This is a genomic window from Serratia sp. GW822-FHT06D09, assembly GCF_058799515.1.
The window spans coordinates 395259-420841 of the sequence record NZ_JBXALO010000003.1 but is presented as its reverse complement, the minus strand read 5'-3'; the positions used below and the strand labels follow the sequence as shown (position 1 = coordinate 420841).

Below are 25583 nucleotides of genomic sequence, written 5' to 3'. Positions count from 1 at the left end.
TGAATGCTACCAATGATTGTTGATACACCTGAGCGGGCTCAACCGGTGGATGATAAGACCCCAGGGCTATTTGACGAACGGCAGGTCCGAGTACCTTGTGGTATAGCTGGGGGACAGCATTTCACGTTTCATCGCCCAGCTTTTTTGGATCCCCTGCCCGGCAAACCACACCGTGCCCCGACCGGACTGATTAAGCCGATCAAGGGTCTGCATTAACTCACTGCTGTTAGGCCTGGGTTGGTGTTCATCAAACAAATTAAGCTGCGCCACCCCCTGGCTAAAGAAATCACTCAGCATCACACCGGCTTTCATATAGCGAAAATCGTCTTTCCAGATACGGTCAAGCGCACTGACAGCAACGCGAATAATGTCACGCGTATCGTTGGAAGGGATCGCCAGGCGCCCGCTGGCCTGAGGGCCGTAAAATGTTTCATTTTCGGCATGGGGACTGGTTCGCATAAAGACGCTGATCACACAGCAGAACTGCTTCTCTGCCCTGAGCTTTTCGGCTGCGCGTTCCGCATAGGTACAAATGGCCTGGCGCATATCTTGATAAGCCGTGATGCGGTGACCAAATGAGCGGCTACAGATGATCTGCTGTTTGGTGGGCGCAAACTCATCCAATGCCAAACAGGATTCGCCGCGCAATTCACGAACCGTACGTTCGAGTACCACATTAAAGTGTTTACGGATCACCCAGGTTGAACAGTCAGCAAGCTGTAGCGCCGTTTCGATTCCCATAAAGCTGAGCTTCTTGCCGATGCGGCGGCCCACGCCCCACACCTCGTCCACCGGCACTAACGCCAGCAGTTTTCGCAGACGCTCAGGATCGGACAACTCAACAACGCCCCCCGTTTGACGCCACTTCTTTGCCGCAAAATTGGCGATCTTCGCCAGTGTCTTGGTTTGCGCGATCCCCACGCCAACGGTTAACCCGGTATTCTTTAACACCCGATCGCGCATTTGATGGCCAAAGGTGCTCAGCGGAAGGCTGCTACTCAGGCCAGACACATCGATAAAAGCTTCATCGATGGAGTATATCTCTACGACAGGGGCCATCTCGATTAGCGTCAGCATCACCCGATGGCTGAGATCGGCATAAAGCGTATAATTCGAGCTGAAAACGCTGACCTGCTGGCGCCGTAATTGCTCTTTGATTTTGAAGTAAGGCGCCCCCATTTTGATGCCCAGCGCTTTGGCTTCCGCCGAAAGTGAAATAACGCATCCGTCATTGTTTGAAACGACGACGATCGGCTTGCCCTTAAGATCTGGCCGAAAAACAGTCTCGCAGGACGTGTAGAAGCTGTTGACGTCAACAAGTGCGAACATGTCGGTTTGATTTCAAGGTAAATGTCACAACGCCAAAGATTTCCAGCTCTTCTTCGGCCTGGAAAACGATCGGAGAATAATCCGTATTATGAGGCACCAGCTGAATACGTGGATGGGTTTGCAGCTCCTTCACGGTAAATTCGCCGGCCACTGCCGCTATGACGATGTCGCCATGAACGGCGGTCAAGGAACGATCAACCACCAGTAAGTCACCGTGGCTGATACCTGCGCCGATCATCGAATCACCACTGACCCGGACAAAGTACGTCGCACTGGGGTGTTTCACCACCAGCTTATTCAGGTCGAGACTGTCTTCGACATAGTCCTGAGCCGGGCTGGGAAAACCGCAGGAGACTCGCTCCATAAAGAGGGGAAGTAATAAACCGGGAGTGAGCTGACTAGGGTGAATAAACTGCATAATGGCGGATCCGAATAACTGTATTTATATACAGTATCCATGATCGTCAGCAACGATCAAGCGGCGTATAATAAAATTCCTGAAAGCAGTTGAAGCATCAGGAAATTTAAATTGGCCTACCTGCCCCGTGGCTAAACACGCTTTGGGGCAACGGAATAAAACCAGGTCGAAGGCAACGGCCTGAGGGACTTGGCTTGTGTCGTTTTAGTTTTACTCGTAATTCACAATCACCTGATTGCTGATCACGCGCAGCGGCGGATTCAGGCTGCCGCGCGCCTGCACGTAATAAACAAAACGCAGCTCGGCGTTCGCCGGTTCCCCTTTCAGCCCGGTGCTGCTGCCGCTGCCGCCGCCCAACACAATGCAGCGCGTCAGGGTGCAAAGCTGCGCCTGCATGCCCGCCGGCTCATCGGCCAGCAGCCGGTAACGCCAGCTTACGCTGGTGATGCGGGCATTGGCATCCGGCAACGCATTGGGGGCGCGTAACCCCGGCGATTCCCCCCGCTCACCACCATATTCCAGCGTGGCGCCGACGCTGTCGGCTACCCAAGAACCGGATGCTGCCTGCACGCTCAACGGCGCTAACAGGCAAATTAACGCCAGACGGTGTTTCATTATGCGGCCCCAATGGTGGAGGTCATGCGGATTTGGCGGTCGTCATTGATCTCCAGATTCGACAACACCACCATCTGCGGCAGGCTGCGACGCAGGAAACGCGCCAGCAAGGCCCGCAGTGCGTGATTCACTAACAGTACCGGCGGCGCGCTGAGCATTTCCTGCCGCTGCAACGCCTGTTTGGCCTGATCCAACAAGCGGTCCGCCAGGCCCGGTTCCAAACCGCCGCCGCCCTGCAGCGCTTGCAGTAACAGACGCTCGAGTTGGGTATCCAGGCCAATCACCTGAATTTCACCGTTGCCCGGGAACCACTGTTGGGTGATCGCCCTTCCCAGCGCCACGCGCACCACGGTGGTCAGCTCATAAGGGTCGGTTTGTGATGGGGCATGCTCCGCCAGGGTTTCAATAATGGTGCGCATATCGCGGATGGAAACCCGTTCCGCCAGCAGATTCTGCAACACCTTGTGCAGCGTAGTCAGGCTTACCACGCCCGGCACGAAATCTTCGGTCAGCTTCGGCATGTCCTGTGCGACGCGATCCAGTAATTGCTGCGCTTCCTGTCGGCCAAACAGCTCACTGGCAAACTGGCCAATCAAATGATTAAGGTGTGTCGCGACCACCGTGCTGGCTTCCACTACGGTGAAGCCCTGGATCTGCGCCTGCTCGCGCAGCGCGCTGTCAATCCATACCGCTTCCAGCCCAAACGCCGGATCGGTGGTTTTATCCCCCGCCAACTCGCCCACCGCATTGCCTGGGTTAATTGCCAGCCAGCGGCCCGGTTGCGCTTCGCCACTGCCGATTTCTACGCCCTTCATCAAAATACGGTAGCTGGCCGGCGGCAGTTCCAGGTTGTCGCGGATATGCACCACCGGTGGCAGATAGCCCATCTCCTGCGCGAATTTTTTACGGATGCCGCGGATACGGCCCAGCAATTCACCATTCTGTTGGAAATCCACCATCGGGATCAGCCGGTAACCGACCTCCATCCCCAACGGATCTTCCAGCTGCACGTCAGACCAACTGGCTTCCACCGCCTGCGGATTATCCTGCGTGACCGGCACTTCCTGCACTTTGGGCGCTTGCTGATCGCGCCCGCGCAGCCACCAGGCCAACCCTAACAGAGCGGCGGTAAACAGCAGGAATACCAGGTTCGGCATCCCCGGGACCAGCCCAAGCAGGCCGAGCACAGCGGCGCTGAGCAACATAACCCGCGGGTTGTTGAACAGTTGGCCAACCATCTGCTCGCCAACGTCCTGATCGGTCGCCACGCGAGTCACGATCACGCCGGCGGCGGTCGAAATCACCAACGCCGGGATCTGCGCCACCAGGCCGTCACCGATGGTCAGCAAGGTGTAAGTTTCCGCCGCCGTGCCCAGTTCCATTCCGTGCTGGAGCACGCCGACCAACAGACCACCGACCACGTTTAGCATCATGATCATCAGACCGGCGACCGCATCGCCACGGACGAACTTACTGGCACCGTCCATCGAACCGTAGAAGTCCGCTTCCTGCGTGACCTCAGAGCGACGTTTTTTCGCCTCTTCTTCACCGATCAAACCGGCGTTGAGATCGGCATCGATCGCCATCTGCTTGCCCGGCATGCCGTCCAGCACAAAGCGTGCGCCCACTTCGGCGATACGCCCGGCACCCTTGGTGATAACCATAAAGTTGATCAGCACCAAAATGATAAACACCACGATACCGATGGCGAAGTTACCGCCCACCAGGAAGTGACCGAAGGCCTCTACCACGCGACCTGCGGCGGCAGATCCAGTATGCCCTTCCATCAGGATGATGCGCGTCGAAGCTACGTTGAGCGACAGGCGCAGCAAGGTTGAGAACAGCAAAATGGTGGGGAATGCGGCAAATTCAAGCGTACGCTGGGTAAACATCGCTACCAGCAACACCATGATCGACAAAGCAATATTGAAGGTGAACAGCAGATCGAGGATAAATGCCGGCAACGGCAGCACCATCATCGACAGGATCATCAGGATCAGTATCGGGCCGGCCAGCACCTGCCACTGCGTATCTTTAAAACTGCCCGGCAAACGAAGCAAGGCGGCCAAATTAGCCATTTGTATTACTTTCTCCAGCAAAATCCAGTGCTTCCGGCACCGGTAAACGTTCAGGTTTTTTCGGGATCAGCCCCCCTTCGCGCCGCCAGCGTCGCAGCTGGTAAACCCAGGCCAATACTTCGGCCACGGCGGCATACAGGGTGGCGGGAATGTGTTGTCCAATCTCGCTGTGTCGATATAGGGCACGTGCCAGCGGCGGTGCTTCGAGCATGGGAATACGGTGTTCCGTTCCCAGTTCACGAATACGCAGCGCAATTTCGCCGGCCCCCTTGGCCAGCACCTTCGGCGCACTCATGTTTTTATCGTTGTACTGCAGCGCGACGGCGTAATGCGTCGGGTTGGTCACAATGACGTCGGCCTTGGGGACGTCGGCCATCATTCGCCGCCGTGCAACGGCACGCTGTTGCTGTCGGATGCGCCCTTTAACGTGCGGGTCACCCTCCTGCTCCTTGAACTCGTCGCGGATGTCCTGCTTGGTCATCTTCAGCTTTTTGAAGTGGCTCCACAGTTGGTAAAACACGTCAAACGCCACCATCGGCGTCAGCCCGAGTACCACCAGCAGGCCGCAAAAGATGATCATTCGTAGCGCGTTACCCAGCGCATCGAGCGGCTGTTGCGTCACCAGATGCAGCATCGCCGCCCAGTTGTGCCACAGGTATAAACCGGTGATCCACCCTACCAGCGTCGCCTTCAGGATGCCCTTCAACAGTTCCGCCAGCACCTGGCTGGAAAAGATGCGTTTCAGCCCGGACAGCGGGTTCATGCGCTTGAGATCGAACTTGAGCGATTTACCGCTCAGCAGCAGGCCGCCCAGCAGCATCGGCGCCGTCAGCGCTACCAGCGCCAACCCGGCCATGATCGGCAACAGCGCCCATACCGCCTGGCGTAACAACATCGCCAACTGGCGCAGCATCTGCTTGTCGTTACTGACCATGCCGTGGTCGAAATTCAGGCCCTGGGTCAGCATGGCCGCCAACTGTTGCGCCATGTTGCCGCCGGAAATCCAGATGATCGACAAGCCTGCCACCAGCATCAGCACCGACGTCAGCTCGCGGGAACGCGGGATCTGGCCATCTTCACGCGCCTTCTCCACCCTATGGGGCGTGGGGGCCTCGCTCTTTTCCAGATCGCTGTCTTCAGCCACGGGGCGGTTCCTGTGCCGGAGGGAATAAAATTGCGGTCAGCATGCCAAAAAAATGCTGATTTCATTGGTGGAACAACGGGAGAAAAGGACGGTTATTTGCGGGATGGGGAAGATTGGGGACGCAGGAGCAGTGCTGCCTGTCTGGGGCGCAACAAAATGCGCCCCAGGAGCTATCAGAAACCCAGGCTGTCCAGAAGATCGTCCACCTGCGCCTGATTGGCGATAACGCCGGCGCCATTCTGGTCGAGCTGCGGGCCATTGAGCAGGCTGTCGTTCGGTTTTTTCTCTTTCGCCGGTTGCTCAGGAATATTTTCCATCAGCACCATCAGCAGCTGCTTTTCAATCTCCTGCACCACGTCCATCATGCGTTTGATCACCTGACCGGTCAGATCCTGGAAATCCTGCGCCATCATGATTTCCAGCAGTTGGGCATTGGTGAACGCCGTATGTTCCGGCACCTGATCCAGGTACTGACGGGTATCGGTAACCAATTCACGGGCGTCGTCCAACTCGATCGGGTTGGCGAACCACTCGTCCCAACGGCCTTTCAATCCTTTGGCTTCGGACTCCAGCTGTGCCTGGCGCGGCTGCGCCGCTTCCACACAGTTCAACGCCCGTTCCGCCGCCTGCGCCGTCATGGTGACCACGTAATCAAGACGATCGCGTGCATCCGGGATTGCCTCTGCCGCCTGGGCGATCGCCTGATCGAGCCCCAGTTCGCGCATGCTGTCGCGCAGCATCCGCGTCAGTTGGCCAATGCGCGAGATGATCTCCCCCGCGGTTGCCGCATCGCTGGCAGGCATTGGAATGTCTCTCATCGCCCTCTCTCCTTACATGCCCAGTTTTTCAAAAATCTTATTGAGCTTTTCTTCCAGCGTCGCCGCCGTAAAAGGTTTCACCACGTAACCGCTGGCACCGGCCTGCGCCGCCGCGATAATGTTTTCTTTCTTGGCTTCCGCCGTCACCATCAGCACTGGCATCGCCGCCAATGCGCCATCGGCACGAATGGTTTGCAACAGTTCCAGGCCGTCCATGTTCGGCATGTTCCAGTCGGACACCACAAAATCGAAGCCGCCGGCACGCAGTTTGTTCAGCGCATCCGCACCGTCCTCGGCCTCTTCTACGTTGTTGAATCCCAACTCTTTCAGCAAGTTTCTGACGATGCGACGCATAGTGGAAAAGTCATCCACCACCAGAAATCTGAGACTCTTATCTGCCATATATACTCCCAAGGTTTACCTAATCCAAACAACAGCCAGCCTCACGGCAGCTGTTCGCTATAACCCCCTATATACCCTATGAATTTCGAGTTGCAGCCAGGCGACCAGCTCGCTCATCCTCAGGAACTTACTCAAGTAAGTGACTGGGGTGAGCGACAAATCTGTCGGGAACAGATTTGAACGCTGCGGCTCGAAAGGCGACGGGTATAATTAAGGGTAAAAATCAAATACGCAGCGCCTGGCCACCGGCAATTTGCGCCAGCATGCGTTGGCTCATGCGATCCAGTTCGACAACTTCATTCACCCCACCGGTGGCGATCGCCTCACGCGGCATGCCGAACACCACACAACTGGCCTCGTTTTGCGCCAGGGTATAGGCACCGGCACGATGCATTTCCAACATGCCCGCCGCGCCGTCATTGCCCATGCCGGTCAGGATCACGCCAACCGCATTTCGACCGGCGTACTGCGCAACCGAGCGGAAAAGCACGTCTACCGATGGCCGGTGACGGTTGACCGCCGGGCCGTCATGCAGCTTCACCTGATAGTTGGCACCGCTGCGTGACAGTTCCATATGGCGATCGCCCGGTGCGATGTAGGCATGGCCCGGCAGCACGCGTTCGCCGTCCTCGGCCTCTTTCACCGTAATCTGGCACAGCTTGTTCAGCCGCTCGGCGAACGAGCGCGTAAACCCCGGCGGCATATGCTGGGTGATCAACAACGCCGGGCTGGTGGCCGGTAGCGGTTGCAGCACCTGCCGAATGGCTTCGGTGCCGCCGGTAGAGGCCCCGATGGCAATCAGTTTTTCGCTGCTCAACAGCGGCGTATGGCTGAGGATCGCCGGTGCCGGGCTGCTGGAGCGTTGCGGCAAGCGCGCCTTGGCCGCGGTGCGAATTTTTTCGGCTATCAGCTCGCTGTAGGCCAACATGCCTTCGCGGATGCCAAGCTGCGGTTTGGTGACAAAATCCACCGCCCCCAGCTCCAGCGCGCGCAGCGTGATTTCCGACCCCTGGCCTGTCAGCGACGACACCATCACCACCGGCATCGGCCGCAGACGCATCAGTTTTTCGAGGAAGTCGAGGCCGTCCATGCGCGGCATTTCGACGTCCAGCGTCAGCACCTGCGGGTTAAACTTTTTGATCAGATCGCGCGCGACCAGAGGGTCAGGCGCGCTCGCCACCATCTCCATATCGGGATGGCTGTTGACAATTTCGGTCATCAGCTGCCGCATCAGGGCCGAATCGTCTACGCTCAATACTCTGATTTTATTCATTACCTCTCCTTGGTCAGGCCATACACGGTCTGCCCACGCAAGTAGAAATCCCGGCTGATCTGGCTGAAATTCTCGGAGTGGCCGGCAAACATCAGGCCCCCCGGTTTAAGCAAGGGCACGAAGCGGCGCAGAATGCGCTCCTGTGTCGCCTTATCGAAATAGATCATCACGTTGCGGCAGAAAATAGCGTCGAATTGCCCCGGCAACGCCCACTCTGGCGCCAACAGGTTGAGCGCCTGAAAATTCACCCGCCCCGCCAGCTCCGGCCGCACCCGCACCAACCCCTGATGCGGACCGGTGCCGCGCAGGAAATAACGCTGCATTTGCGCCGGCGTCAGAGTACGCAGATCTTCCTGGCGATAAACGCCCGCTTCCGCTTTCTCCAGCACCTGGGTATCGATATCGCTGGCCCATACCTGGCAGCCGGTGGCGCGCTGCCCGAGCACCTCACTTAAGGTGATGGCAATCGAATAAGGCTCTTCGCCGGTCGAGGCCGCCGTGCTCCACACGCTGTAGCCGTTCGGCCGCTGACGCGCGTGCTCCGCCAGGATCGGGAAGTGATGCGCTTCGCGGAAAAACGCCGTCAGGTTGGTGGTCAGGGCATTGATAAACGCCTGCCATTCGGCGCTGTTAGGATCGCTTTCCAGCAGCGCCAAATAATCGCCAAAGTCGTTCAGGCCCAGCAGCCGCAGGCGTCGCACCAGGCGGTTATAAACCATCTCGCGCTTGTGCTCTGCCAGCACGATGCCGGCACGCTGATAAATCAGTTGGCTGATGCGACGAAAATGCACGTCCAGCAACGGCAGGCGCTGCACCATCTGCGTCAACAATGTCGCAGGGTCTCTGTTAGGGTTCGACGGCGCCGGCTTCATGCCATATCACTCAAAAAAAACGGGCTGCTTATGCGGTTTGACAATCTGGGGCTTCCTTTACCACGGGTGAAACTGCGTCTTGATGGTTGGCCTGCGCGGTGAAGTTATCGTCCGCCAGGCGGAATACCGACACCGCATCGGCCAGGGTAATCGCCTGATCCTCCAGTGCGGTGGCCGCCGAGGCGGCTTCTTCTACCAGCGCGGCGTTCTGCTGGGTTACCTGATCCATTTGGGTCACGGCCTGCGTGACCTGTTCAATGCCGCGGCTTTGTTCGTCGGACGCCGAGGCGATTTCGCCCATGATGTCGGTAACCCGAGTGACCGAACGGACGATGTCCTGCATGGTGGCACCGGAGTTTTCCACCAGCACCGAACCTTGCTTGACCCGGCTGACCGATTCGTCGATCAGACCTTTGATTTCTTTTGCCGCCTGGGCGCTGCGCTGTGCCAGATTACGCACTTCGCCCGCCACCACCGCAAAACCGCGCCCCTGCTCACCGGCACGCGCCGCTTCGACCGCCGCGTTCAATGCCAGGATATTGGTCTGGAAGGCAATGCCGTCGATCACGCTGGTAATAGCGCCAATCTTCTGCGAACTGTTGGCAATGTCATGCATGGTGGTCACCACGTCGCCCGCCAGTTCGCCGCCCTTGGCTGCGGTGGTAGAGGCGTCACGCGCCAGCTGAGAGGCCTGACGTGCGTTATCGGCGTTCTGTTTCACCGTCGCGGTCAACTGTTCCATGCTGGCGGCCGTTTCTTCCAGCGAGGCGGCCTGCTGCTCGGTGCGGGAAGAGAGATCGTTGTTGCCTTCGGAGATTTCCTGCAGGCCAATCAGGATCGACTCGGCACCGTCACGTACCGCACCAACGGTGCCGATCAGCGACTGCTGCATGCGCTGTAAACTGGCGAACAGCTGGCTGATCTCATTGCGGCCATACACCTGAATCGGCGTGGCCAGATCGCCAGCTGCAATGCGGTCAAAATGACTGCGCATAATGTTTAGCGGCTGCACCAGCATATTGCGTAACCACCACATGGCGCTGCCGGTCACCACCAGCAACATCAGTACCGCACCGGCCACCAGCCAACCGGACAGGGTGAAGGATTGCTGATTCGCCGCATTGGCTTCGCTCACGTTGGCGTTTACCAACTGCAGGTACTGGACAAAATCCGCTTCAAACAAATCCTGAGTTTTCTGCGTCGGCTGGTCCATAAAGGCCTGCAGCCGATCGTTTTCCAGGAAACCGATCAGCTCACGTAACGCGCTGCGCAACCGGTCGTAACTGGCTTTGGTGGTTTCGGTCAGCTGCTGTTCCTGCTCGCTGTTACGCGGCACGGCCAGGAACTGGTTGAAATAGAGGTCGGCTTTCTGCAGCGAACTGCGCGCGTTGCCCATCAAGGCATTGACCTGATCCTGCGGCAGTTTGAGCGCCGCACGGGTCCCGGCACGGTTCAGCGTATTGCGGGCCTGCAGCAGGGAAACCCAGCTCAGGCTGAGGGCGTCGCGCTGTTGGCTGCCGAGGGTGATCAGGTTCAGATTGTGGTTATCGGAACGGAAAGCGGTGTACGACAAGCCGCTGGTGGCCAACTGCATAACACAAAAAGTCATCAACAACAGAAACAAGCTGGTAGAGACGCGGATTCGGTTAAACACTATGAACCTCCTTGCAGCCGGCCGAGGGCCAGCTTACGACGGGGAATCGGCCTCCCCCGTGAATGCAGGGAGGCCCAATGCCGGTTAGAACGTTTCCCAGTTATCCTGCGGATCGCTGGCGTTCATTTTTTTATGATTGAGTACCGGTGTTACTGCCGCCTTGCTGCTGACGGGCATTTTGAACTCTTCCTGACCTGCCGCTTTCAAGCGGAATACCGCCACGGACTGGGTCAGCATGCTGGCCTGTTCTTCCAGCGCCGCTGCCGCAGACGCGGACTCTTCCACCAACGAGGCGTTCTGCTGAGTGACGCGGTCCATTTCCGCCACCGCCTGGCCGACCTGATCGATACCGCGGCTCTGTTCGTCCGACGCCGAAGCGATTTCACCCATGATGTCGGTAACGCGGGTCACGGCATTGACGATATCGCCCATGGTTTCCCCGGCGCTTTCTACCAGTACCGAGCCCATATCGACGCGATTGACGGAGTCTTCGATCAGGCCTTTGATTTCTTTCGCCGCCTGGGCACTGCGCTGCGCCAGGTTACGCACTTCACCGGCCACCACCGCAAAGCCACGGCCCTGTTCACCAGCACGCGCAGCTTCGACCGCCGCGTTCAGCGCCAGGATATTGGTCTGGAAGGCAATGCCGTCGATCACGCCGGTAATGTCGGCAATTTTCTGCGAACTGCCGGCGATGTCGTGCATGGTCTGCACCACGTTAGCCACCACCTTGCCGCCTTTCTGCGCGGTTTCGGAGGCGCTCAATGCCAGTTGGCTGGCCTGACGGGCATTTTCGGCGTTCTGTTTCACCGTCGCGGTCAGCTGCTCCATGCTGGCGGCGGTTTCTTCCAGCGAGGCAGCCTGTTGTTCGGTACGTGAAGAGAGATCGTTGTTGCCGGCGGCAATTTCGGAAGCGCCGCTGTAGATGGCGTCGGCACCCTGACGCACGCCGCTGACGGTGTCGATCAATTCGCTCTGCATATGCTTGAGGCTGGCTGCCAGCACGCCCATTTCATTGCGGCTGGTCACGGCGATCGGCTGAGTCAAATCGCCGGCGGCAATCATCTTGATGTGTTCGATCATTCGGTTCAGCGGGCGCACCAGAATGTGGTGAATACCGCTCCACACCAGCACAATCACGGCCAGTACCACCAACAGCACCACCACCAGCGTCCAGATGGCGAAGCTGAATGACTTATTGCTGTCTTCAACCGCGGTCTGGTAAAGCTTGTCGTTTTGCGCCAGATAGATGTTGTAGATGTCTTCGAACGCGTCCTGATAGCTTTGCGTCGGCTGATCAAAGAATGCGTTGATTTTGCCTTCACCCAGCAGTTGGGTCAGTTCGGTCAGCGCGCCCTGCAAGATGCCGTATTGCTGTTTCAGCTTTTCGGCCGATTGCGCGTCCTGGCGGGCGTCGAGAGGAATTTTGTCATAGGCGGCATAGTGCTGTTCCGCAACCACCAGGTTGCTCTTGGCGCGAGCCAACAGTTCGGTGACGCTGGCGCCGCTACCGATGTTATTGGCGTCCATCATGTGACGAATACCGGCACGGTTCAGCGTGTTGCGCGCCTGCAGCAGGTTGACCCAGCTTTCGTTCAGCTCGGACTGCTGCTGGCGAATGGTCTGCAAAACGGCGAAGTTTTCTTTGTCATTCTTCAGTGAGGAGAAAAAGAGCCCGCCTGAAACCAGCTGCAAGGCGCCAAATAACACCAGCACCAGTAACAGGCTGGTGACCACCTTCATACGATTAAACATGTTTTCCCTTGTTGAACGCCCGCGCGGACAGGCCCTGATTACGTTGATTGACAGAGTTATCGGCGCGGCAGGGAAGAACTTTATGAGGAGAGGTAACTATTTTGTGCAGAGTCTGGGTTTGTCCGGTTTTCGAATCAGGGCGCGGCATGCCGCGCCCCTACGGGGAGCGGATCAGGCGCTTTTCGCTACGCTGTCGACCAGTGACATCTCTTCGCTGCTCAGCAGCTTTTCGATATCGACCAGGATCAGCATGCGTTCGCCCAACGAGCCCAGCCCGGTGAGGTATTCGGTGGCCAGCGTCACGGCAAACTCCGGCGCCGGGCGGATCTGTTCGGTGGTCAGCGACAGCACGTCAGACACGCCGTCAACCACGATACCCACCACCCGCTGACCAAAGTTCAACACGATCACCACGGTGTTTTCATCGTAGGACACGTCCTGCTGGGCGAACTTCACCCGCAAATCGATAATCGGCACAATCACGCCGCGCAGGTTGGTGACGCCCTTGATAAAGGCCGGAGTATTGGCAATGCGCGTAACCTGATCGTAACCGCGGATCTCCTGCACCTTGAGGATATCAATGCCGTATTCCTCGTTACCCAAGGTAAAAATCAGGAACTCCTGCCCTACCGTTTCGCCAGCCAGTTTGCTGACGGTTGCCAGTCCTGCCATGTCATTCACCCTTTAAATCAATAGATTAATTATTATGCAGCCGCGTCCGTCTGACGCTGCTCGCGGTTCAGGGTTTGCAGCGCCGAGACATCGACAATCAGCGCCACGCTGCCGTCACCGAGAATGGTGGCGGCGGAAATGCCCGGCACCTTGCGATAGTTGCTTTCCAGATTCTTCACCACCACCTGATGCTGGCCGATCAGTTGATCCACCAACAGCGCATAGCGGCGGCCGGCGCTTTGCAGGATCACCACAATGCCCTGGGTGGCGTCGGTTTTGGCCCCCGCCACGTCGAACACCCGGAACAGCTCCACCAGCGGCAAATATTCCCCGCGCACCTGCAACACCCGCTCGCCACCGGCCAACGGATGCAGATCTTCAGCCTGCGGCTGCAGCGATTCCATTACCGCGTTGAGCGGCAGGATAAACACTTCATTGTTCACCTTGACCGACATGCCATCGAGGATCGCCAGCGTTAACGGCAGCAAGATCCGGATAGAGGTCCCCTTGCCCGCCTGGGAATGGATTTCGACGTGCCCACCCATTTCCTGAATATTTCGCTTCACCACGTCCATGCCGACGCCACGGCCGGAAACATCGGTCACCTGCTCGGCGGTAGAAAAGCCCGGCGCGAAAATCAGCATGCCGACGTCTTCGTCGCTCATGCTGTCGCTGACCGCCAGCCCTTGTGAAGCCGCTTTGGCGAGAATTTTCTCGCGGTTCAGGCCGGCGCCGTCGTCGGTGACTTCGATACAGATATTGCCGCCCTGATGCTCTGCCGACAGGATCAGGTTCCCCACCTCCGACTTGCCCGCGGCGAGGCGCGTGGCCGGATCTTCAATGCCGTGATCCAGGCTGTTGCGCACCAGGTGCGTCAGAGGATCGATAATGCGTTCAATCAGGCTCTTATCCAGTTCGGTAGAACTGCCCTGCAGCTGCAATTCCACCTGCTTGTTCAGCTTGCCGGCCAGATCGCGCACCAGACGAGGGAAGCGGCTGAATACGTATTCCATCGGCATCATACGGATCGACATCACCGACTCTTGCAGGTCGCGTGCGTTGCGTTCCAGCTGGCTCATGCTGTTGAGCAGATCGCCGTGATTCACCGGATCCAGACTGCCGGAGCGCTGCGCCAGCATCGACTGGGTGATCACCAACTCCCCGACCAGGTTGATCAATTGGTCCACTTTTTCTACCGCTACGCGGATGCTGGTGGATTCGCTGGCCTTGGCGCGCGGTTTGGGCGTTTCCGCCACCGTCGGCGCCGGTTTGGCGGCCACGGGCGCAACGGCAACGGGAGCGACCGGCTCGATCGCTACCGGCGGCAGCTCAGCCTGAGGCGGCGTGGTGAAACTGATTTGCTCCGGCTCCAGTACAAAACACAGCACTGCGCTGATGTCATCTTCGCTGGCGGAGGTCAGCAGCGTCACTTCCAGGCTGTTTTCGGTCTGATGCGGGTTTTTCACCTCACCCAGGTTGCCCAACTCTTCCAGCATCAACGGAACTTCGTTCGGCTTCAGACCACACAGGCAAACCCGCATGCCGCCTTCGATGGCCGCCGGTGCTGCGACGGCGTGTTGCGCGACGGCAGGTGCTGCGGGGGCATCTTGCTGCTGTGCGTCCAACGCAAGCTGCCGCAACGCCTGACAGATGTATTCAAAGCTGTCGACGTCAGGCTTTTGCGAAGTTTTATAAGCGTCCAGTTGCTCCTGCATAATGTCTTTGGTTTCCAGAAACAGGTTTATAATCTCGGTGCTCAGGCTCATTTCCTGACGCCGCGCACCGTCCAACAGGTTCTCCAGCAGGTGGGTGGTTTCCTGCAGCACCGAAAAGCCAAAGGTCGCCGCACCGCCCTTGATCGAGTGCGCTGCGCGAAAAATGGCGTTCAGCGGCTCAATGTCCGGAGCCAGCGGATCCAGCTCCAGCAGGTGTTGCTCCATGTCGGCCAGCAATTCGTCTGCTTCATCAAAAAAGGTCTGATAAAACGCACTAATATCCATGCTCACGGGGTCACCTCTGCTGTGAGTCGCTGTTAGTCGGTGCAGGGACAGCCGCCGGCTGCTCCGGTGCAATGAGGGTGGCCGGAGCCGTCGCCGACGGGGCCAACGGTTTTAAATCGACCGGCTGAGCAATCTCCATCGCGTTGCTTTCGCCATTTTCATGTTCAATGCCCTGCTGGGTTTGTTTGTTGAGCACCAGTACGGTAATGCGACGGTTGATGGCATCGTCGGCGCCGTGTTGTTTCAGGCTCATGGTGGCGGCCATGCCGACCACCCGCAGGACCTTCCCTTCCGACAGTCCGCCGGCGATCAGCTCGCGTCGCGACGCGTTGGCACGATCGGCCGAAAGCTCCCAGTTGCTGTAACCGCGCTCGCCGGTGGCGTAGGGAATATCGTCGGTGTGGCCGGACAGGCTGATTTTGTTCGGCAGATCATTGAGGATCGGCGCAATCGCCCGCAGGATGTCGCGCATATAGCTTTCTACCTGCGCGCTGCCGGTTTTGAACATCGGACGGTTTTGACTGTCGATGATCTGAATGCGCAAGCCTTCATCCATCATGTTGATCAACAGATGCGGCCGCAGCGCTTTCAGGCGCGGATCGGACTCAATCAGTTCGTCCAGTTTTTCCCGCAGCTTGTTCAGCCGCAGCTCTTCGTCACGCTTCTCGAGCGTATCAATCTGCTTTTTCACCAACCCGTCTTGCTGGGTAGGATCGTCGCCGCCGCCGGGGATCGGGCTGCTTTCAGAGCTGCTCTTGTCGCCGGAAGTCAGCGCCACCTTCAGCGGCGTGCGGAAGTATTCGGCGATTTGCGTCAGTTCCTGCGGGCTGGCAATCGCCAGCAGCCACATCACCAGGAAGAAAGCCATCATTGCCGTCATAAAATCGGCGTAGGCAATCTTCCAGGAACCCCCATGATGGCTGGCGTGATGCGACTTGCGTTTTCTGACCAAAACAACCGGGTGATTCTGTTTCATGCCTGTTCTTCTTCCGTCGCCTGCTGTGCCGGCGCCTTCACGCGACGCACATGTTCTTCCAGCTCAACGAAGGAGGGACGTTCGGTGGTGTACAGCGTTTTACGGCCGAATTCGACCGCAATCTGCGGCGCGTAGCCATTCAAACTGGACAGCAAAGTGACCTTGATGCACTGCATCATTTTGACGTTTTCGGCACTTTTTTGTCGCAACAGGGTCGCCAGCGGTGAGATAAAGCCGTAAGCCAGCAAAATGCCCAGGAAGGTGCCGACCATCGCGTTGGCGATCAACGCCCCCAGCTCGGCTGCCGGGCGGTCGGCCGAGGCCAGCGCATGCACCACCCCCATCACCGCCGCAACAATGCCGAAGGCCGGCAACGAGTCACCGACCATCGCCAGGCTGCCTGCCGGCACCTCGCTTTCCTGTTCAAAGGTTTCGATCTCTTCGTCCATCAAGGCTTCGATCTCAAAGGCATTCATGTTGCCGCTCACCATCAGCCGTAAGTAATCGGTAATAAACTCCACCAGGGTGTTATCGGCAAGAATGCGGGGATAATTAGAGAAAATTTCACTTTCCTGCGGATTATCAATATCGAACTCGAGGGAAAGCATGCCTTGTTGACGGGATTTGGCCAGCAGCCGGAACAGCAGCGCCATCAGATCCATGTAGAGATCTTTGCTGTATTTCGAACGGCGCATCAGCTTGGGAATGGCGCGCAGGGTGGACTTTATTGCCTTACCGTTGTTGCCCACGATAAAAGCGCCGATACCCGCGCCGCCGATAATCAGAAATTCTGCCGGCTGATAAAGCGCGCCCAGATGGCCCCCCACAATCAGGTAGCCCCCAAAGACCGCACCCAATACCACGAGATAACCCAAAATAACTAACACACGCATTCCTTAAATTAACAATGTGGATGGAAGGTGGGCTAAGCGCGCATATGAGCCGCACAGGCACAACAGGCTGAGCTGCGCCTTTGGGTTCGGCACGCCGAACCCTGCATTTCACCAATCGGTTTAAATCTGGATAAACCGGCGCTGCCGCCGGCTCAAATTGCGCGTTTAACCTGCTCGTCCAGCAGTTGAGGAATAATATCGGCCAGTTGCGGCGAAAGTTTACGTCTTTTTACTGCGCGGGATGGGGGTTGGCATAAACTGCAAACAAAATTGTTCAACGGTTGGTGCGCGTGGGTGATAAAAGTGCCGCCGCAGCAGTTGCAGGCAGAAAGCTGCAGCATGCCGCTATCGACGAAGCGCACCAGCGTCCAGGCTCGCGTCAGCGCCAGCAACGGCGGCTCACCCGGCTGGTGCGGGCACTGTTCCAGATACAGACGGTAGGCTTTAATCACTGCTTCAACGCCCGTGCAGTGCCCGCTTTTCATCAGGAAACTGTAGGCGTTGTAGAACATCGATGAATGGATGTTCTGTTCCCAGGTCATAAACCAGTCCGTCGAGAACGGCAACATCCCTTTCGGCGGTGGACTGCCGCGTAACTCCTTATAGAGCTTGATCAAACGCCCACGGCTGAGCTGCGTTTCGCTTTCCAACATCTGCAAACGCGCACCCAGTGTAATCAGCTCCATGGCCAGCTGAATATCCTTGGCTTCCTGAACAATACTTTTCTCTGCCATCATCAAGCTCTTTTCTTCGTCGCACTGCCGTCTTTCGCCGACAGTTCTTGCAGTAAATGGCTTGAGAGCAAAATACCGGTATGGATTTGCTGCAGATCGTCCACGCGAGACTCTTTTGTCAGACGCTCGATGGTTTGGTGATCGTTAAAGCGGAAGTGGCAGACCAGCTGGTTGGTTTCAGCCAATTTGACCATTTGCGGTAACGTGAGCTGAGAAAGTGCATCGGCCATGGTTTCGTCGATACCCAAACGGAACATTGCCGAGGCTTTTTCATCATTAATCAGACGCTGTGCTAAAAGTAAATATGACAAATTGATGTCATAAATATGCTTAAGTAATTCAGACGTACCCATATTCCCCATCCCGACAGACTATGTTTAAAAACATACGCTGGGTGATAATTTTTATCGCCCGTGACCTGGGTTTGTTCCCTAAGTTGGCAATGAAGCCCTGAATAACGACCGTTATAAATTTTTCAACATCACTAAATTCGGACCATCATTCAGTATTTGATACGTGCGCAAACCAACGTGTATGGATGTACAGCATTTTGCTCCAGCGGTGTTTAATCACCGTGAAACTATTTTTACAAAATTAATAAGATTATTCCTAATGCAGCGCAACTCTACCCCTGAACCATTAGCACACACAATGTAAGTGAGAGGCAATTTTAAATACAATGTGATCTAGATCACAAAAATAAAAAATAATTAAGCCAAATAGCCCGTTACCAGTATGGTTTTTAACCGCGTTTTCGCTCACAAAACAGACATAAGTAAAAAAACGTCTTAAAAACAATGTATATAAGCCAAAAAAATATCTTTTTTAGATCAATTCGAACAAAAGCATCACCAAACTAAAATAACAGAACAAAAATCTGCTCGTAGCCGATAAAGACAGTATAAATAACCGTTTAATAAACAATAAACTATCCGCATTGAAATATAACGCATGTAAACTATAAGGTTATTAGGTTTCGGATTTGACTTAAGCTTGCGGGAATCTCCTGTTTTATTTTTCGACGAATGTTCCAATTCGATTAACAACGGCTCGGTTACGTTGTAAACAAGAAAACAGAGGTAACGATTTGTTTCCTGACAAATGGAATGAAAGCCGCAAGCTTCGGGTGGTTTTTTAGGCAGGATAATGGCAAAACGTTTTATCGGCAGTATTAATTAAAACTTTAATAGTTTTTCAGCGCCACGAAAAAAATTAGATCTTGGCTGATGTTTATGCGCCGAGAATAAGTGCTGTTAGTTTCAGTAGCACTAATAAAGTAAAACGCAGTTTCGTTTTATTTTTCTCTGAGGGGCGACTATCTCATGCGGTGTGGAAAATACCGCGTCGCGGGCCGTTCGATTAATCCTGCCGACTCGGACAGGTAACCTGCTGCCGGAGCAGGGGCGCAATCGGGATAAAAAACGTCCAACCTCAGCTATAAACCGCCCTGCTGGCCCCTAAAAAAAGCCGGAATTCAACGCCAGGCGCATTGGCAAGCGGTTCTGCCCCCCAGCACCTTGCTCCCCAACCTGAGGCTTTCCCTATTTTGTGTACAGATCAGCAAGATGCCATTGCCGACGGCGCATGGGCATATTATTATTCTCAGAGCAGGGAAACTTGCGCGCAGACAATTATTACGTATCGCAATTTATTTATTTGAAATTAATTTTTCAGGTCGCACATCACGCTTTTGCTGCTGTCACGATGACAGAGTGATGTTTTTTCGTTCGGCTACAACTCTTAACAGGCTATATTTTAATCATGACCGATACCCTGGATTACCTGATGACTTTCCGTAAATGCACCAGCTTGGACAGCGTGGAGAAAGTGTACGACAAGCTTAACTACTCCATCGATAATGACATTGAAATCAGCAACATGTATCGCGCCGCCGATCATCGTCGCGCTGAGCTGGTTGCAGGAAAACTCTTCGATTTGGGCAAGGTGCCGAAAACGCTGTGGGCACAGGTGCTATAATTTGCATTCATTGCGCGCGCAGGTAATTTATCTTTTATTGCTAAATAACGGCCATCTGTCGCGGATTTATTGGCGCGCGTGATACAAAACACATTTATTCACTTCACCAGGCTCTACCCTTTGCCCTATCAACAGGAAACAGGAGTGGAAGATGGGATATCAAAACGTTTTGGTTACCGTCGCCGTGGCGGCAGACAGCCACCGCCTGGTTGAAAAAGCCGTCTCCATCGTACGTCCTTATAACGGCAAAATTACCCTGCTAAGCACCATCGCCAATCCAGAAATGTTCAATAACTTTGCGGGCCCCATGCTGGGCGACCTGCGTGCGCTGATGGAAGAAGAAACGCTGCTGTTTCTGGAAGAACTTCGCCTGCAGGCGGATTACCCGATTGCCGACACCCTGATCGTCCACGGCGAACTGGCCGATAGCCTGAACTATGCCAGCCAACGGCAACCTTTTGATCTGGTGGTTTGCGGTAATCACAGCGACGGCATGATGAACAAAATCTCCTGCTCTGCCGCGCGCTTTATCAATACCAGCCGTATCGACGTGCTGATCATCCCACTGTAACGCTGAGCACATTAGGCCATTCGCTCTTTTCGATGATTGACTAGACTTAGACTCTCTGTCCGCATAAGGAATGCCTGATGTCTCAGTCTACACAACAAAACCGCCGTTTTCTGTTGGCTTCTCGCCCGCACGGCGAACCTGTCGCAGACAACTTCCGTCTGGAAACCGTCGCTACGCCGCAGCCCGCCGCCGGCCAGGTGTTATTGCGCACCGTCTACCTGTCGCTCGATCCTTACATGCGAGGCCGCATGAGCGACGCGCCCTCTTATGCCCCGCCAGTGCAGATTGGCGAAACCATGGTGGGCGGCACGGTCTCACGGGTCGTGACATCACAGCACCCCGATTTCAAACCCGGCGACTGGGTATTAGGCTACGACGGCTGGCAGGATTATGCCCTGTCTGACGGAAGCGGCTTACGTAACCTCGGCCCTCATCAGGCGCATCCTTCTCGTCTGCTTGGCGTCCTGGGCATGCCGGGCTTCACCGCTTATATGGGGCTGCTGGAGATCGGCCAGCCGAAACCCGGTGAAACCCTGGTGGTCGCCGCCGCCAGCGGTGCCGTCGGTTCGGTCGTCGGTCAGGTCGCCAAACTGAAAGGCTGTCGGGTAGTCGGCGTGGCGGGCGGTAAAGAGAAATGCCGCTATGTGGTGGAAGAGCTGGGCTTCGATGCCTGTGTCGATCACCGAGCCCCAGACTTCGCTGAGCAACTGGCCGCCGCCTGCCCGCAAGGCATCGATATTTATTATGAAAACGTCGGCGGTGCGGTGTTTGATGCAGTGATCCCGCTGCTGAATACCCAGGCACGTATTCCAGTCTGCGGGATTATCGCCCACTATAACGCCACCGACCTGCCCGCCGGGCCGGACCGCTTGCCGATGCTGCAGGGCTTGATCTTACGCAAGCGCATCCGTATGCAAGGCTTCATCATTTTCGATGACTTCGCGGAAGGCTTTGATAAATTCCTGCAGCAAATGAGCGAATGGGTCGATCAGGGGAAAATCAAATTCCGTGAAGACCTGGTCGACGGACTGGAAAATGCACCGCAGGCATTCATTGGCCTGTTGCAGGGCAAGAACTTCGGCAAATTGGTGATCCGCGTCGCCGACGAGTAATCCCCACTGGGCGCGGTGATGAACTGCCGCGCCCTGCTATGCCCTCAATGCAACGCACCGCCACTGAGTGATAAATCCTCATCGACCGTCAGAGTGGTATGCACAATACTGCGTACCGCCTCAATCATTGCGGCTAACGCCAGGCTGGGTTTTCCCGGATGATTGACCGCCAGCTCATGACTGTAAGGGATGTGGATAAACCCACCTTTGATCGCCAAATTTTGGCTGGCGATATGATGGCTCAGCCCGTAGAAAAGCTGGTTGCAATTATAAGTGCCTGCCGTGTGCGACACCGCGGCCGGAATGCCTGCCTGGTGTAAATGATGCACGATCGCCTTCACCGGCAGCGTGGAAAAATAGCCCACCGGCCCCCCTTCCACCACCGGGATGTCTATCGGTTGTTTTCCGGCGTTATCGGGAATGCGAGCGTCAATCAGATTGATGGCAACCCGTTCAACGGAAATTTCGCCGCGCCCGCCGGCCAGCCCCAGGCAGATCACGGCTTTGGGCCGCAGCTCTTCGATGGCGGCAATCAGCTGCTGGTTGGACAACCCCAGCACGCAGGCCAATTGACGCACCACCACTTCTGCGCCGGCGATCCGCTCTCCCGCCAGCGCCTGCGCTACCTGCCAAGAAGGGTTAACCTTATCCCCGTCAAACGGCTCAATGCCGGTCACCAATACCCTTTCCATCATCACACCTCAGGTTGTTATTGAATCCGCGTGCTCTCAGCCTAAACAACGCGCTATGATTCTGGAAATGGATTATCTGTATATAGAGTATTCATAAAATGAATTTATCCAGCGTCGATCTCAATCTTCTGGTGGTGTTTGAGGCGTTATACCAAACGCGTAACGTCACCGCTGCCGGCGGACGTCTGAACCGTGCCCAACCGTCGGTCAGCAATGCGCTGTCGCGCTTGCGGCTGTTGTTTGACGATCCGCTGTTTACCCGCAGCGGCGGCGGCATGTTGCCAACCGCGCGTGCTCACCAACTGATGCTGCAAATCCACCCGGTACTGGAACAAATCCACCAGACGCTGACGCCGCCGACGCGCTTCGATCCCGCGACGGCCAGCCAGCGCCGCTTCAGGCTAGCCGCCGGCGACTACGCCGATATCACGCTACTGCCTGCCATTATCAGCCGACTGCGGCAGGATGCGCCAGGCATCGATATCCGGGTTTCCCGGCTCGATCGCCGCAATGTGGTGCAACAGCTTGAGAGTGGTGAGATAGATGTGGCGTTGGGCGGGCATATCGAGGCGGTGAAGGGCATGCTGGTGCAGCCGTTGTTTACCGAAAGCTTTACCTGTATCGCCAGCCGGCATCATCCGCGGTTAGCTGCCGAAAGTTGGGGCTTGGCGCAATACGTCGGCCTGCCCCATGCCCTTTACGCCCCCTCGGACGACGGCTCCGCCCGTGGAATTATCGATCGTCGACTGGCGGAACTGGGGCTGGAGCGACGGGTGGCCGCAACATTTTCGCATATCGTGGCGCTGCCTGCGGTAGTCGCCGGCAGCGATCTGATCGCAACCCTGGCACACAGCGTCGCCAGCCAGTTTGCCGATCCGACGAAGGTGCGCTTTCTGCCGCTACCGGCAGAACTGGCGGTGAGCACGTTTTCTATCGATCTGGTTGCTGGTCGCCAGGCCCGGCGCGATCCGGCGCTGACCTGGCTGTGCGACACCCTTACCCAACTGAACTGGGGGAAGAGTGAATGAGAAGCGCCCTTCCTGCTACGATTAAGGCCCTAAGCTAGGCGCCGATTTCGGTGCGCACATCCAACAGTTCAGGGAAGAAAGTCAGCTCCAGCGCCTTTTTCAGGAAGCTGACGCCGCTCGAACCGCCGGTGCCCGTTTTAAAGCCGATAATCCGCTCTACCGTTTTCATATGCCGGAAACGCCACAGGTGGAAACTTTCCTCTATATCCACCAGCTTTTCGGCCATTTCATAGGCTTCCCAATACTTTTGTGGATGGTCATAGATCTCTTTAAAGGCCGGCAGCAGGTTTGGATTACGTTGGTAAGGTTGCGTCCAGTCACGTTCGATACACTCCTGCGGGATCGGCAGACCGTGGCGGGACAGGTAAAGCAGATATTCATCGTACAGGCTCGGCGCTTCAAGAATGGCCTTCAGCGCCGCGTGTTTTTCCGCATCGTTGCTGAACACCGCCAGCATGGCCGCATTCTTGTTGCCGAGCAAAAACTCAATCGAACGGTATTGATGGGACTGGAAGCCTGATGAACTGCCCAGCACGTCGCGAAACTCGACGTACTCCGACGGCGTCAGGGTTTCCAGCACCGCCCATTGCTCGAACAGCAGCCGCTGGATCTGTTTGACCCGCGCCAGGATCTTGAAGCAATGACTGAGCTTATCTTGTTGCACCAGCATCCGCGCCGCCTGCAGTTCATGCAGCATCAACTTCATCCACAGCTCCGACGTCTGGTGCTGCACCACAAACAGCATTTCATCATGGTGTTGCGGGTTGGACAGCGGGTGCTGGCAGTCCAGCAGTTGATCCAGGCACAGATAGTCGCCATAGCTCATGCGTTTGGAAAAATCGGTGACAATCGCGCTTTCTAATTCCCGTTTGTTCATCTGTTATCTCCGCTGCGCCCACGACCGGAAGCGGTGTGTAGCGTGCTGCAAACAGAAAACAATAGTTCATATCGCCCCAACCCGAAGGACTATAAACGAGAGTTGCCTCGCAGATTTCAGGGTTGGTCATGTCAGGTTGATTCCCTCCTTATGTCTGCCTGGATTGAAAATCCCCGCAGTGATTATCCGCGGGGATGGGATCAGCAACTCCTGAGCATCAACATTGCTCTGCCGATCCCCGAACCGCTGAAAATCAAGGCTCTCTGTAATCTCGTCGTCGAACCATAAAGGATCGTTCGAAGGTGATCACCGTTTCGCCCGTGGATTTGATGCCCCGCGTTTCCACCGTAATGATGCCGTTGTTCGGTTGGGATTTTGACGGACGTTTAGCCAGGATCTTACTGATGGCGTAAAGCGTATCACCGACAAAAAGCGGCTCTTTCAGGCGCACCGTTTCCCAGCCCAGATTGGCCACCGCCCTGGCAGACAATGCCTGCACGGTCATCCCGCTGACCAACGCCAGCGTGATGCTGCTGTTGACCAAAACGCGGCCATATTCCGCTTGGGCGCCATAGGCCTTGTCGAAATGCAAAGGGTGCTGATTCATCGTCAACAGGGTGAGCCAGGTGTTGTCGGCTTCGGAAAGCGTGCGCCCCGGCCAGTGTTTGATCGTCATGCCGGTTTCGAAGTCTTCATAGTCCCCTCCGTGCTCTTCCTGATACTCATTTTCGCCGACTTTTCTTAACATGGTTTTTTCTCCCTGAATGGGTATAGCGCCACCGCGGCAGCGGTGTCTTCGATGGCCAGCCCCACGCTGCGAAATACCGTGGTCTGCTCCGCCGTTGCAGCGGACTCACCCAACACGAGAGCGCCCAGCTCATTCAGTCCTTCAGGCTGAATGTATCCCTGCGCCATAGCGCTTCGAATCTCCCCCGCATCCTCCCTGGCAGCCGCGCCGGTTTCCACCACGACAAAGGCGGTTTTCAATAACGCGGGGTCGACCTCAATGGCGTCCTCGTGGGTGCCGCCGATAATGTTCAGGTGGGCCCCTGGCGCTACCCAATCGGCATACACCAAAGGTTCACGGGCACGGGTTGAGGTGGTGGTGCAGATAAGATCCGCCCCCTGCACGGCCTCGAATGCGCTACTGCAAACGCTGACCGGCGCGGTGGTCAGCGTACGAGCCCAGTGCGCAAACTCTTGCGTTCTGAGCGCCGAACGGGAAAAAATGCGCACCCTGCGGATCTGCCGCACCGCCAGCATCGCCAGCAGCGTGGCCCGTGCCTGAACCCCTGCCCCGAGGATAGCAAGATCGCCAGCCTGCTCCGGAGCACACAGCTGGGTCGCCAGTCCGGCCACCGCACCGGTTCGCAACGCGGTCAGACTAGCGCCATCGAACAAGGCCAGCATCTGGCCCGTATCGATGTCGGTGAGCAGCACCACCCCATGGATCAATGGCAACCCTCTCTCAGCATTGCCGGGCGTGAGCGTAGTGATTTTAACGCTGGCGACACCGCGTCTGTTCCAGGCCGCCGGGCTGATCAACGTCTCTGAAGGACCATGCTGGAGTAAGGTCCGCGTCGGTGATTGTTCGTCACCGCGACGTAAATCCCCGAACGCCTCACTCAGCATCGCCATGACCTGCCGCAGTCGGATCTCTCCGGACATTTCAGCTGCATTGATGATTTGCATC

The 25583-nt window shown here is 56.5% G+C and carries 25 protein-coding genes; 4 read left to right on the top strand and 21 right to left on the bottom strand.

Annotation, left to right across the window (positions count from 1 at the left end):
- Nucleotides 1-66 precede the first annotated feature (66 nt).
- The 17 genes from umuC to flhD all read right to left on the bottom strand — a co-directional run bounded on the left by umuC (nt 67) and on the right by flhD (nt 17986).
- Nucleotides 67-1329, bottom strand: a complete 1263-nt coding sequence (gene umuC, locus AC1RKG_RS09690; RefSeq protein ID WP_046373243.1) for a translesion error-prone DNA polymerase V subunit UmuC — start codon at nt 1327-1329, stop codon at nt 67-69.
- Nucleotides 1313-1747 carry a translesion error-prone DNA polymerase V autoproteolytic subunit gene (gene umuD, locus AC1RKG_RS09685; protein ID WP_122079706.1) on the bottom strand — a complete coding sequence of 145 codons (435 nt, stop codon included), beginning with the start codon at nt 1745-1747 and terminating at the stop codon, nt 1313-1315. The genes umuC and umuD overlap by 17 nt, the downstream gene beginning before the upstream one ends.
- 210 nt (nt 1748-1957) lie before the next feature.
- Nucleotides 1958-2362: a flagellar protein FlhE gene (locus AC1RKG_RS09680; protein WP_020827528.1), complete on the bottom strand. Its 405-nt coding sequence runs from the start codon at nt 2360-2362 to the stop codon at nt 1958-1960.
- Nucleotides 2362-4440 (bottom strand): flagellar biosynthesis protein FlhA, encoded by a 2079-nt coding sequence (gene flhA, locus AC1RKG_RS09675; RefSeq protein WP_020827529.1) that lies wholly within the window; start codon nt 4438-4440, stop codon nt 2362-2364. Before flhA ends, AC1RKG_RS09680 begins: the two co-directional genes overlap by 1 nt.
- Nucleotides 4433-5584: a flagellar biosynthesis protein FlhB gene (flhB, locus tag AC1RKG_RS09670; RefSeq protein ID WP_493182870.1), complete on the bottom strand. Its 1152-nt coding sequence runs from the start codon at nt 5582-5584 to the stop codon at nt 4433-4435. The genes flhA and flhB overlap by 8 nt, the downstream gene beginning before the upstream one ends.
- Before the next feature lie 173 nt (nt 5585-5757).
- Nucleotides 5758-6402: a protein phosphatase CheZ gene (cheZ, locus tag AC1RKG_RS09665; RefSeq protein ID WP_041414707.1), complete on the bottom strand. Its 645-nt coding sequence runs from the start codon at nt 6400-6402 to the stop codon at nt 5758-5760.
- A gap of 12 nt (nt 6403-6414) precedes the next feature.
- Nucleotides 6415-6804 carry a chemotaxis response regulator CheY gene (cheY, locus tag AC1RKG_RS09660; RefSeq protein ID WP_020827532.1) on the bottom strand — a complete coding sequence of 130 codons (390 nt, stop codon included), beginning with the start codon at nt 6802-6804 and terminating at the stop codon, nt 6415-6417.
- Between the two features lie 223 nt (nt 6805-7027).
- Nucleotides 7028-8077 carry a protein-glutamate methylesterase/protein-glutamine glutaminase gene (locus tag AC1RKG_RS09655; RefSeq protein ID WP_048760294.1) on the bottom strand — a complete coding sequence of 350 codons (1050 nt, stop codon included), beginning with the start codon at nt 8075-8077 and terminating at the stop codon, nt 7028-7030.
- Nucleotides 8077-8949, bottom strand: a complete 873-nt coding sequence (cheR, locus tag AC1RKG_RS09650; protein WP_046373240.1) for a protein-glutamate O-methyltransferase CheR — start codon at nt 8947-8949, stop codon at nt 8077-8079. Before cheR ends, AC1RKG_RS09655 begins: the two co-directional genes overlap by 1 nt.
- A 28-nt stretch (nt 8950-8977) precedes the next feature.
- Nucleotides 8978-10603: a methyl-accepting chemotaxis protein gene (locus AC1RKG_RS09645; protein WP_020827535.1), complete on the bottom strand. Its 1626-nt coding sequence runs from the start codon at nt 10601-10603 to the stop codon at nt 8978-8980.
- A gap of 84 nt (nt 10604-10687) precedes the next feature.
- Entirely contained in the window at nt 10688-12358 is a 1671-nt protein-coding gene (locus AC1RKG_RS09640; protein WP_046373238.1) for a methyl-accepting chemotaxis protein, read from the bottom strand.
- Nucleotides 12359-12529: 171 nt separating this feature from the next.
- Nucleotides 12530-13030, bottom strand: coding sequence for a chemotaxis protein CheW (cheW, locus tag AC1RKG_RS09635; protein WP_020827537.1), 501 nt, complete (start codon nt 13028-13030; stop codon nt 12530-12532).
- Between the two features lie 32 nt (nt 13031-13062).
- A complete protein-coding gene (cheA, locus tag AC1RKG_RS09630; protein WP_115058580.1) occupies nt 13063-15036 on the bottom strand; it encodes a chemotaxis protein CheA in 1974 nt (657 codons plus the stop codon).
- A 4-nt stretch (nt 15037-15040) separates the two neighbouring features.
- Nucleotides 15041-16006, bottom strand: a complete 966-nt coding sequence (gene motB, locus AC1RKG_RS09625; RefSeq protein WP_020827539.1) for a flagellar motor protein MotB — start codon at nt 16004-16006, stop codon at nt 15041-15043.
- Entirely contained in the window at nt 16003-16893 is an 891-nt protein-coding gene (motA, locus tag AC1RKG_RS09620; RefSeq protein WP_020827540.1) for a flagellar motor stator protein MotA, read from the bottom strand. The genes motB and motA overlap by 4 nt, the downstream gene beginning before the upstream one ends.
- Before the next feature lie 158 nt (nt 16894-17051).
- A complete protein-coding gene (gene flhC / locus AC1RKG_RS09615; protein WP_020827541.1) occupies nt 17052-17636 on the bottom strand; it encodes a flagellar transcriptional regulator FlhC in 585 nt (194 codons plus the stop codon).
- Nucleotides 17636-17986, bottom strand: a complete 351-nt coding sequence (flhD, locus tag AC1RKG_RS09610; protein WP_122079707.1) for a flagellar transcriptional regulator FlhD — start codon at nt 17984-17986, stop codon at nt 17636-17638. The genes flhC and flhD overlap by 1 nt, the downstream gene beginning before the upstream one ends.
- Before the next feature lie 1408 nt (nt 17987-19394).
- On the opposite strand from flhD, the gene ydgT reads away from it, so the two are divergent.
- The 3 genes from ydgT (at nt 19395) to curA (ending at nt 21293) form a co-directional block, all read left to right on the top strand.
- Nucleotides 19395-19610, top strand: coding sequence for a transcription modulator YdgT (gene ydgT / locus AC1RKG_RS09605; RefSeq protein ID WP_012145712.1), 216 nt, complete (start codon nt 19395-19397; stop codon nt 19608-19610).
- A 151-nt stretch (nt 19611-19761) separates the two neighbouring features.
- Nucleotides 19762-20181: a universal stress protein UspC gene (gene uspC, locus AC1RKG_RS09600; protein ID WP_122079708.1), complete on the top strand. Its 420-nt coding sequence runs from the start codon at nt 19762-19764 to the stop codon at nt 20179-20181.
- Between the two features lie 77 nt (nt 20182-20258).
- Entirely contained in the window at nt 20259-21293 is a 1035-nt protein-coding gene (gene curA / locus AC1RKG_RS09595; protein WP_128865374.1) for an NADPH-dependent curcumin/dihydrocurcumin reductase, read from the top strand.
- Between the two features lie 44 nt (nt 21294-21337).
- On the opposite strand, the gene pcp is transcribed toward curA, so the two are convergent.
- The gene (gene pcp / locus AC1RKG_RS09590) at nt 21338-21985 is read right to left on the bottom strand and encodes a pyroglutamyl-peptidase I (protein ID WP_048760299.1); all 648 of its coding nucleotides are present in this window, start codon (nt 21983-21985) and stop codon (nt 21338-21340) included.
- Between the two features lie 98 nt (nt 21986-22083).
- Between pcp and AC1RKG_RS09585 the strand changes: the two genes are divergently transcribed.
- Nucleotides 22084-23013: a LysR family transcriptional regulator gene (locus tag AC1RKG_RS09585; protein WP_122079710.1), complete on the top strand. Its 930-nt coding sequence runs from the start codon at nt 22084-22086 to the stop codon at nt 23011-23013.
- Nucleotides 23014-23047: 34 nt separating this feature from the next.
- Here the strand turns inward: AC1RKG_RS09585 and kynA are convergent, their stop codons facing one another.
- From kynA to AC1RKG_RS09570, 3 genes are all read right to left on the bottom strand, one after another.
- Nucleotides 23048-23890 (bottom strand): tryptophan 2,3-dioxygenase, encoded by an 843-nt coding sequence (gene kynA, locus AC1RKG_RS09580; RefSeq protein ID WP_020827548.1) that lies wholly within the window; start codon nt 23888-23890, stop codon nt 23048-23050.
- A gap of 253 nt (nt 23891-24143) precedes the next feature.
- The gene (locus tag AC1RKG_RS09575) at nt 24144-24638 is read right to left on the bottom strand and encodes a MaoC family dehydratase (protein WP_020827549.1); all 495 of its coding nucleotides are present in this window, start codon (nt 24636-24638) and stop codon (nt 24144-24146) included.
- On the bottom strand, nt 24632-25582 hold the full coding sequence (locus AC1RKG_RS09570; RefSeq protein ID WP_262255685.1) for an ornithine cyclodeaminase family protein: 951 nt from the start codon (nt 25580-25582) through the stop codon (nt 24632-24634). The genes AC1RKG_RS09575 and AC1RKG_RS09570 overlap by 7 nt, the downstream gene beginning before the upstream one ends.
- Nucleotide 25583: the final 1 nt, after the last annotated feature.

Excerpts from the sequence above, each read along its gene's own strand:
- umuC (WP_046373243.1), bottom strand. The coding sequence starts at position 1,329 with ATGTTCGCACTTGTTGACGTCAACAGCTTCTACACGTCCTGCGAGACT.
- umuD (WP_122079706.1), bottom strand. The coding sequence starts at position 1,747 with ATGCAGTTTATTCACCCTAGTCAGCTCACTCCCGGTTTATTACTTCCC.
- AC1RKG_RS09680 (WP_020827528.1), bottom strand. The coding sequence starts at position 2,362 with ATGAAACACCGTCTGGCGTTAATTTGCCTGTTAGCGCCGTTGAGCGTG.
- flhA (WP_020827529.1), bottom strand. The coding sequence starts at position 4,440 with ATGGCTAATTTGGCCGCCTTGCTTCGTTTGCCGGGCAGTTTTAAAGAT.
- cheZ (WP_041414707.1), bottom strand. The coding sequence starts at position 6,402 with ATGAGAGACATTCCAATGCCTGCCAGCGATGCGGCAACCGCGGGGGAG.
- cheY (WP_020827532.1), bottom strand. The coding sequence starts at position 6,804 with ATGGCAGATAAGAGTCTCAGATTTCTGGTGGTGGATGACTTTTCCACT.
- AC1RKG_RS09655 (WP_048760294.1), bottom strand. The coding sequence starts at position 8,077 with ATGAATAAAATCAGAGTATTGAGCGTAGACGATTCGGCCCTGATGCGG.
- cheR (WP_046373240.1), bottom strand. The coding sequence starts at position 8,949 with ATGAAGCCGGCGCCGTCGAACCCTAACAGAGACCCTGCGACATTGTTG.
- AC1RKG_RS09640 (WP_046373238.1), bottom strand. The coding sequence starts at position 12,358 with ATGTTTAATCGTATGAAGGTGGTCACCAGCCTGTTACTGGTGCTGGTG.
- cheW (WP_020827537.1), bottom strand. The coding sequence starts at position 13,030 with ATGGCAGGACTGGCAACCGTCAGCAAACTGGCTGGCGAAACGGTAGGG.
- motB (WP_020827539.1), bottom strand. The coding sequence starts at position 16,006 with ATGAAACAGAATCACCCGGTTGTTTTGGTCAGAAAACGCAAGTCGCAT.
- flhC (WP_020827541.1), bottom strand. The coding sequence starts at position 17,636 with ATGATGGCAGAGAAAAGTATTGTTCAGGAAGCCAAGGATATTCAGCTG.
- flhD (WP_122079707.1), bottom strand. The coding sequence starts at position 17,986 with ATGGGTACGTCTGAATTACTTAAGCATATTTATGACATCAATTTGTCA.
- ydgT (WP_012145712.1), top strand. The coding sequence starts at position 19,395 with ATGACCGATACCCTGGATTACCTGATGACTTTCCGTAAATGCACCAGC.
- uspC (WP_122079708.1), top strand. The coding sequence starts at position 19,762 with ATGGGATATCAAAACGTTTTGGTTACCGTCGCCGTGGCGGCAGACAGC.
- curA (WP_128865374.1), top strand. The coding sequence starts at position 20,259 with ATGTCTCAGTCTACACAACAAAACCGCCGTTTTCTGTTGGCTTCTCGC.
- pcp (WP_048760299.1), bottom strand. The coding sequence starts at position 21,985 with ATGGAAAGGGTATTGGTGACCGGCATTGAGCCGTTTGACGGGGATAAG.
- AC1RKG_RS09585 (WP_122079710.1), top strand. The coding sequence starts at position 22,084 with ATGAATTTATCCAGCGTCGATCTCAATCTTCTGGTGGTGTTTGAGGCG.
- kynA (WP_020827548.1), bottom strand. The coding sequence starts at position 23,890 with ATGAACAAACGGGAATTAGAAAGCGCGATTGTCACCGATTTTTCCAAA.
- AC1RKG_RS09575 (WP_020827549.1), bottom strand. The coding sequence starts at position 24,638 with ATGTTAAGAAAAGTCGGCGAAAATGAGTATCAGGAAGAGCACGGAGGG.
- AC1RKG_RS09570 (WP_262255685.1), bottom strand. The coding sequence starts at position 25,582 with ATGCAAATCATCAATGCAGCTGAAATGTCCGGAGAGATCCGACTGCGG.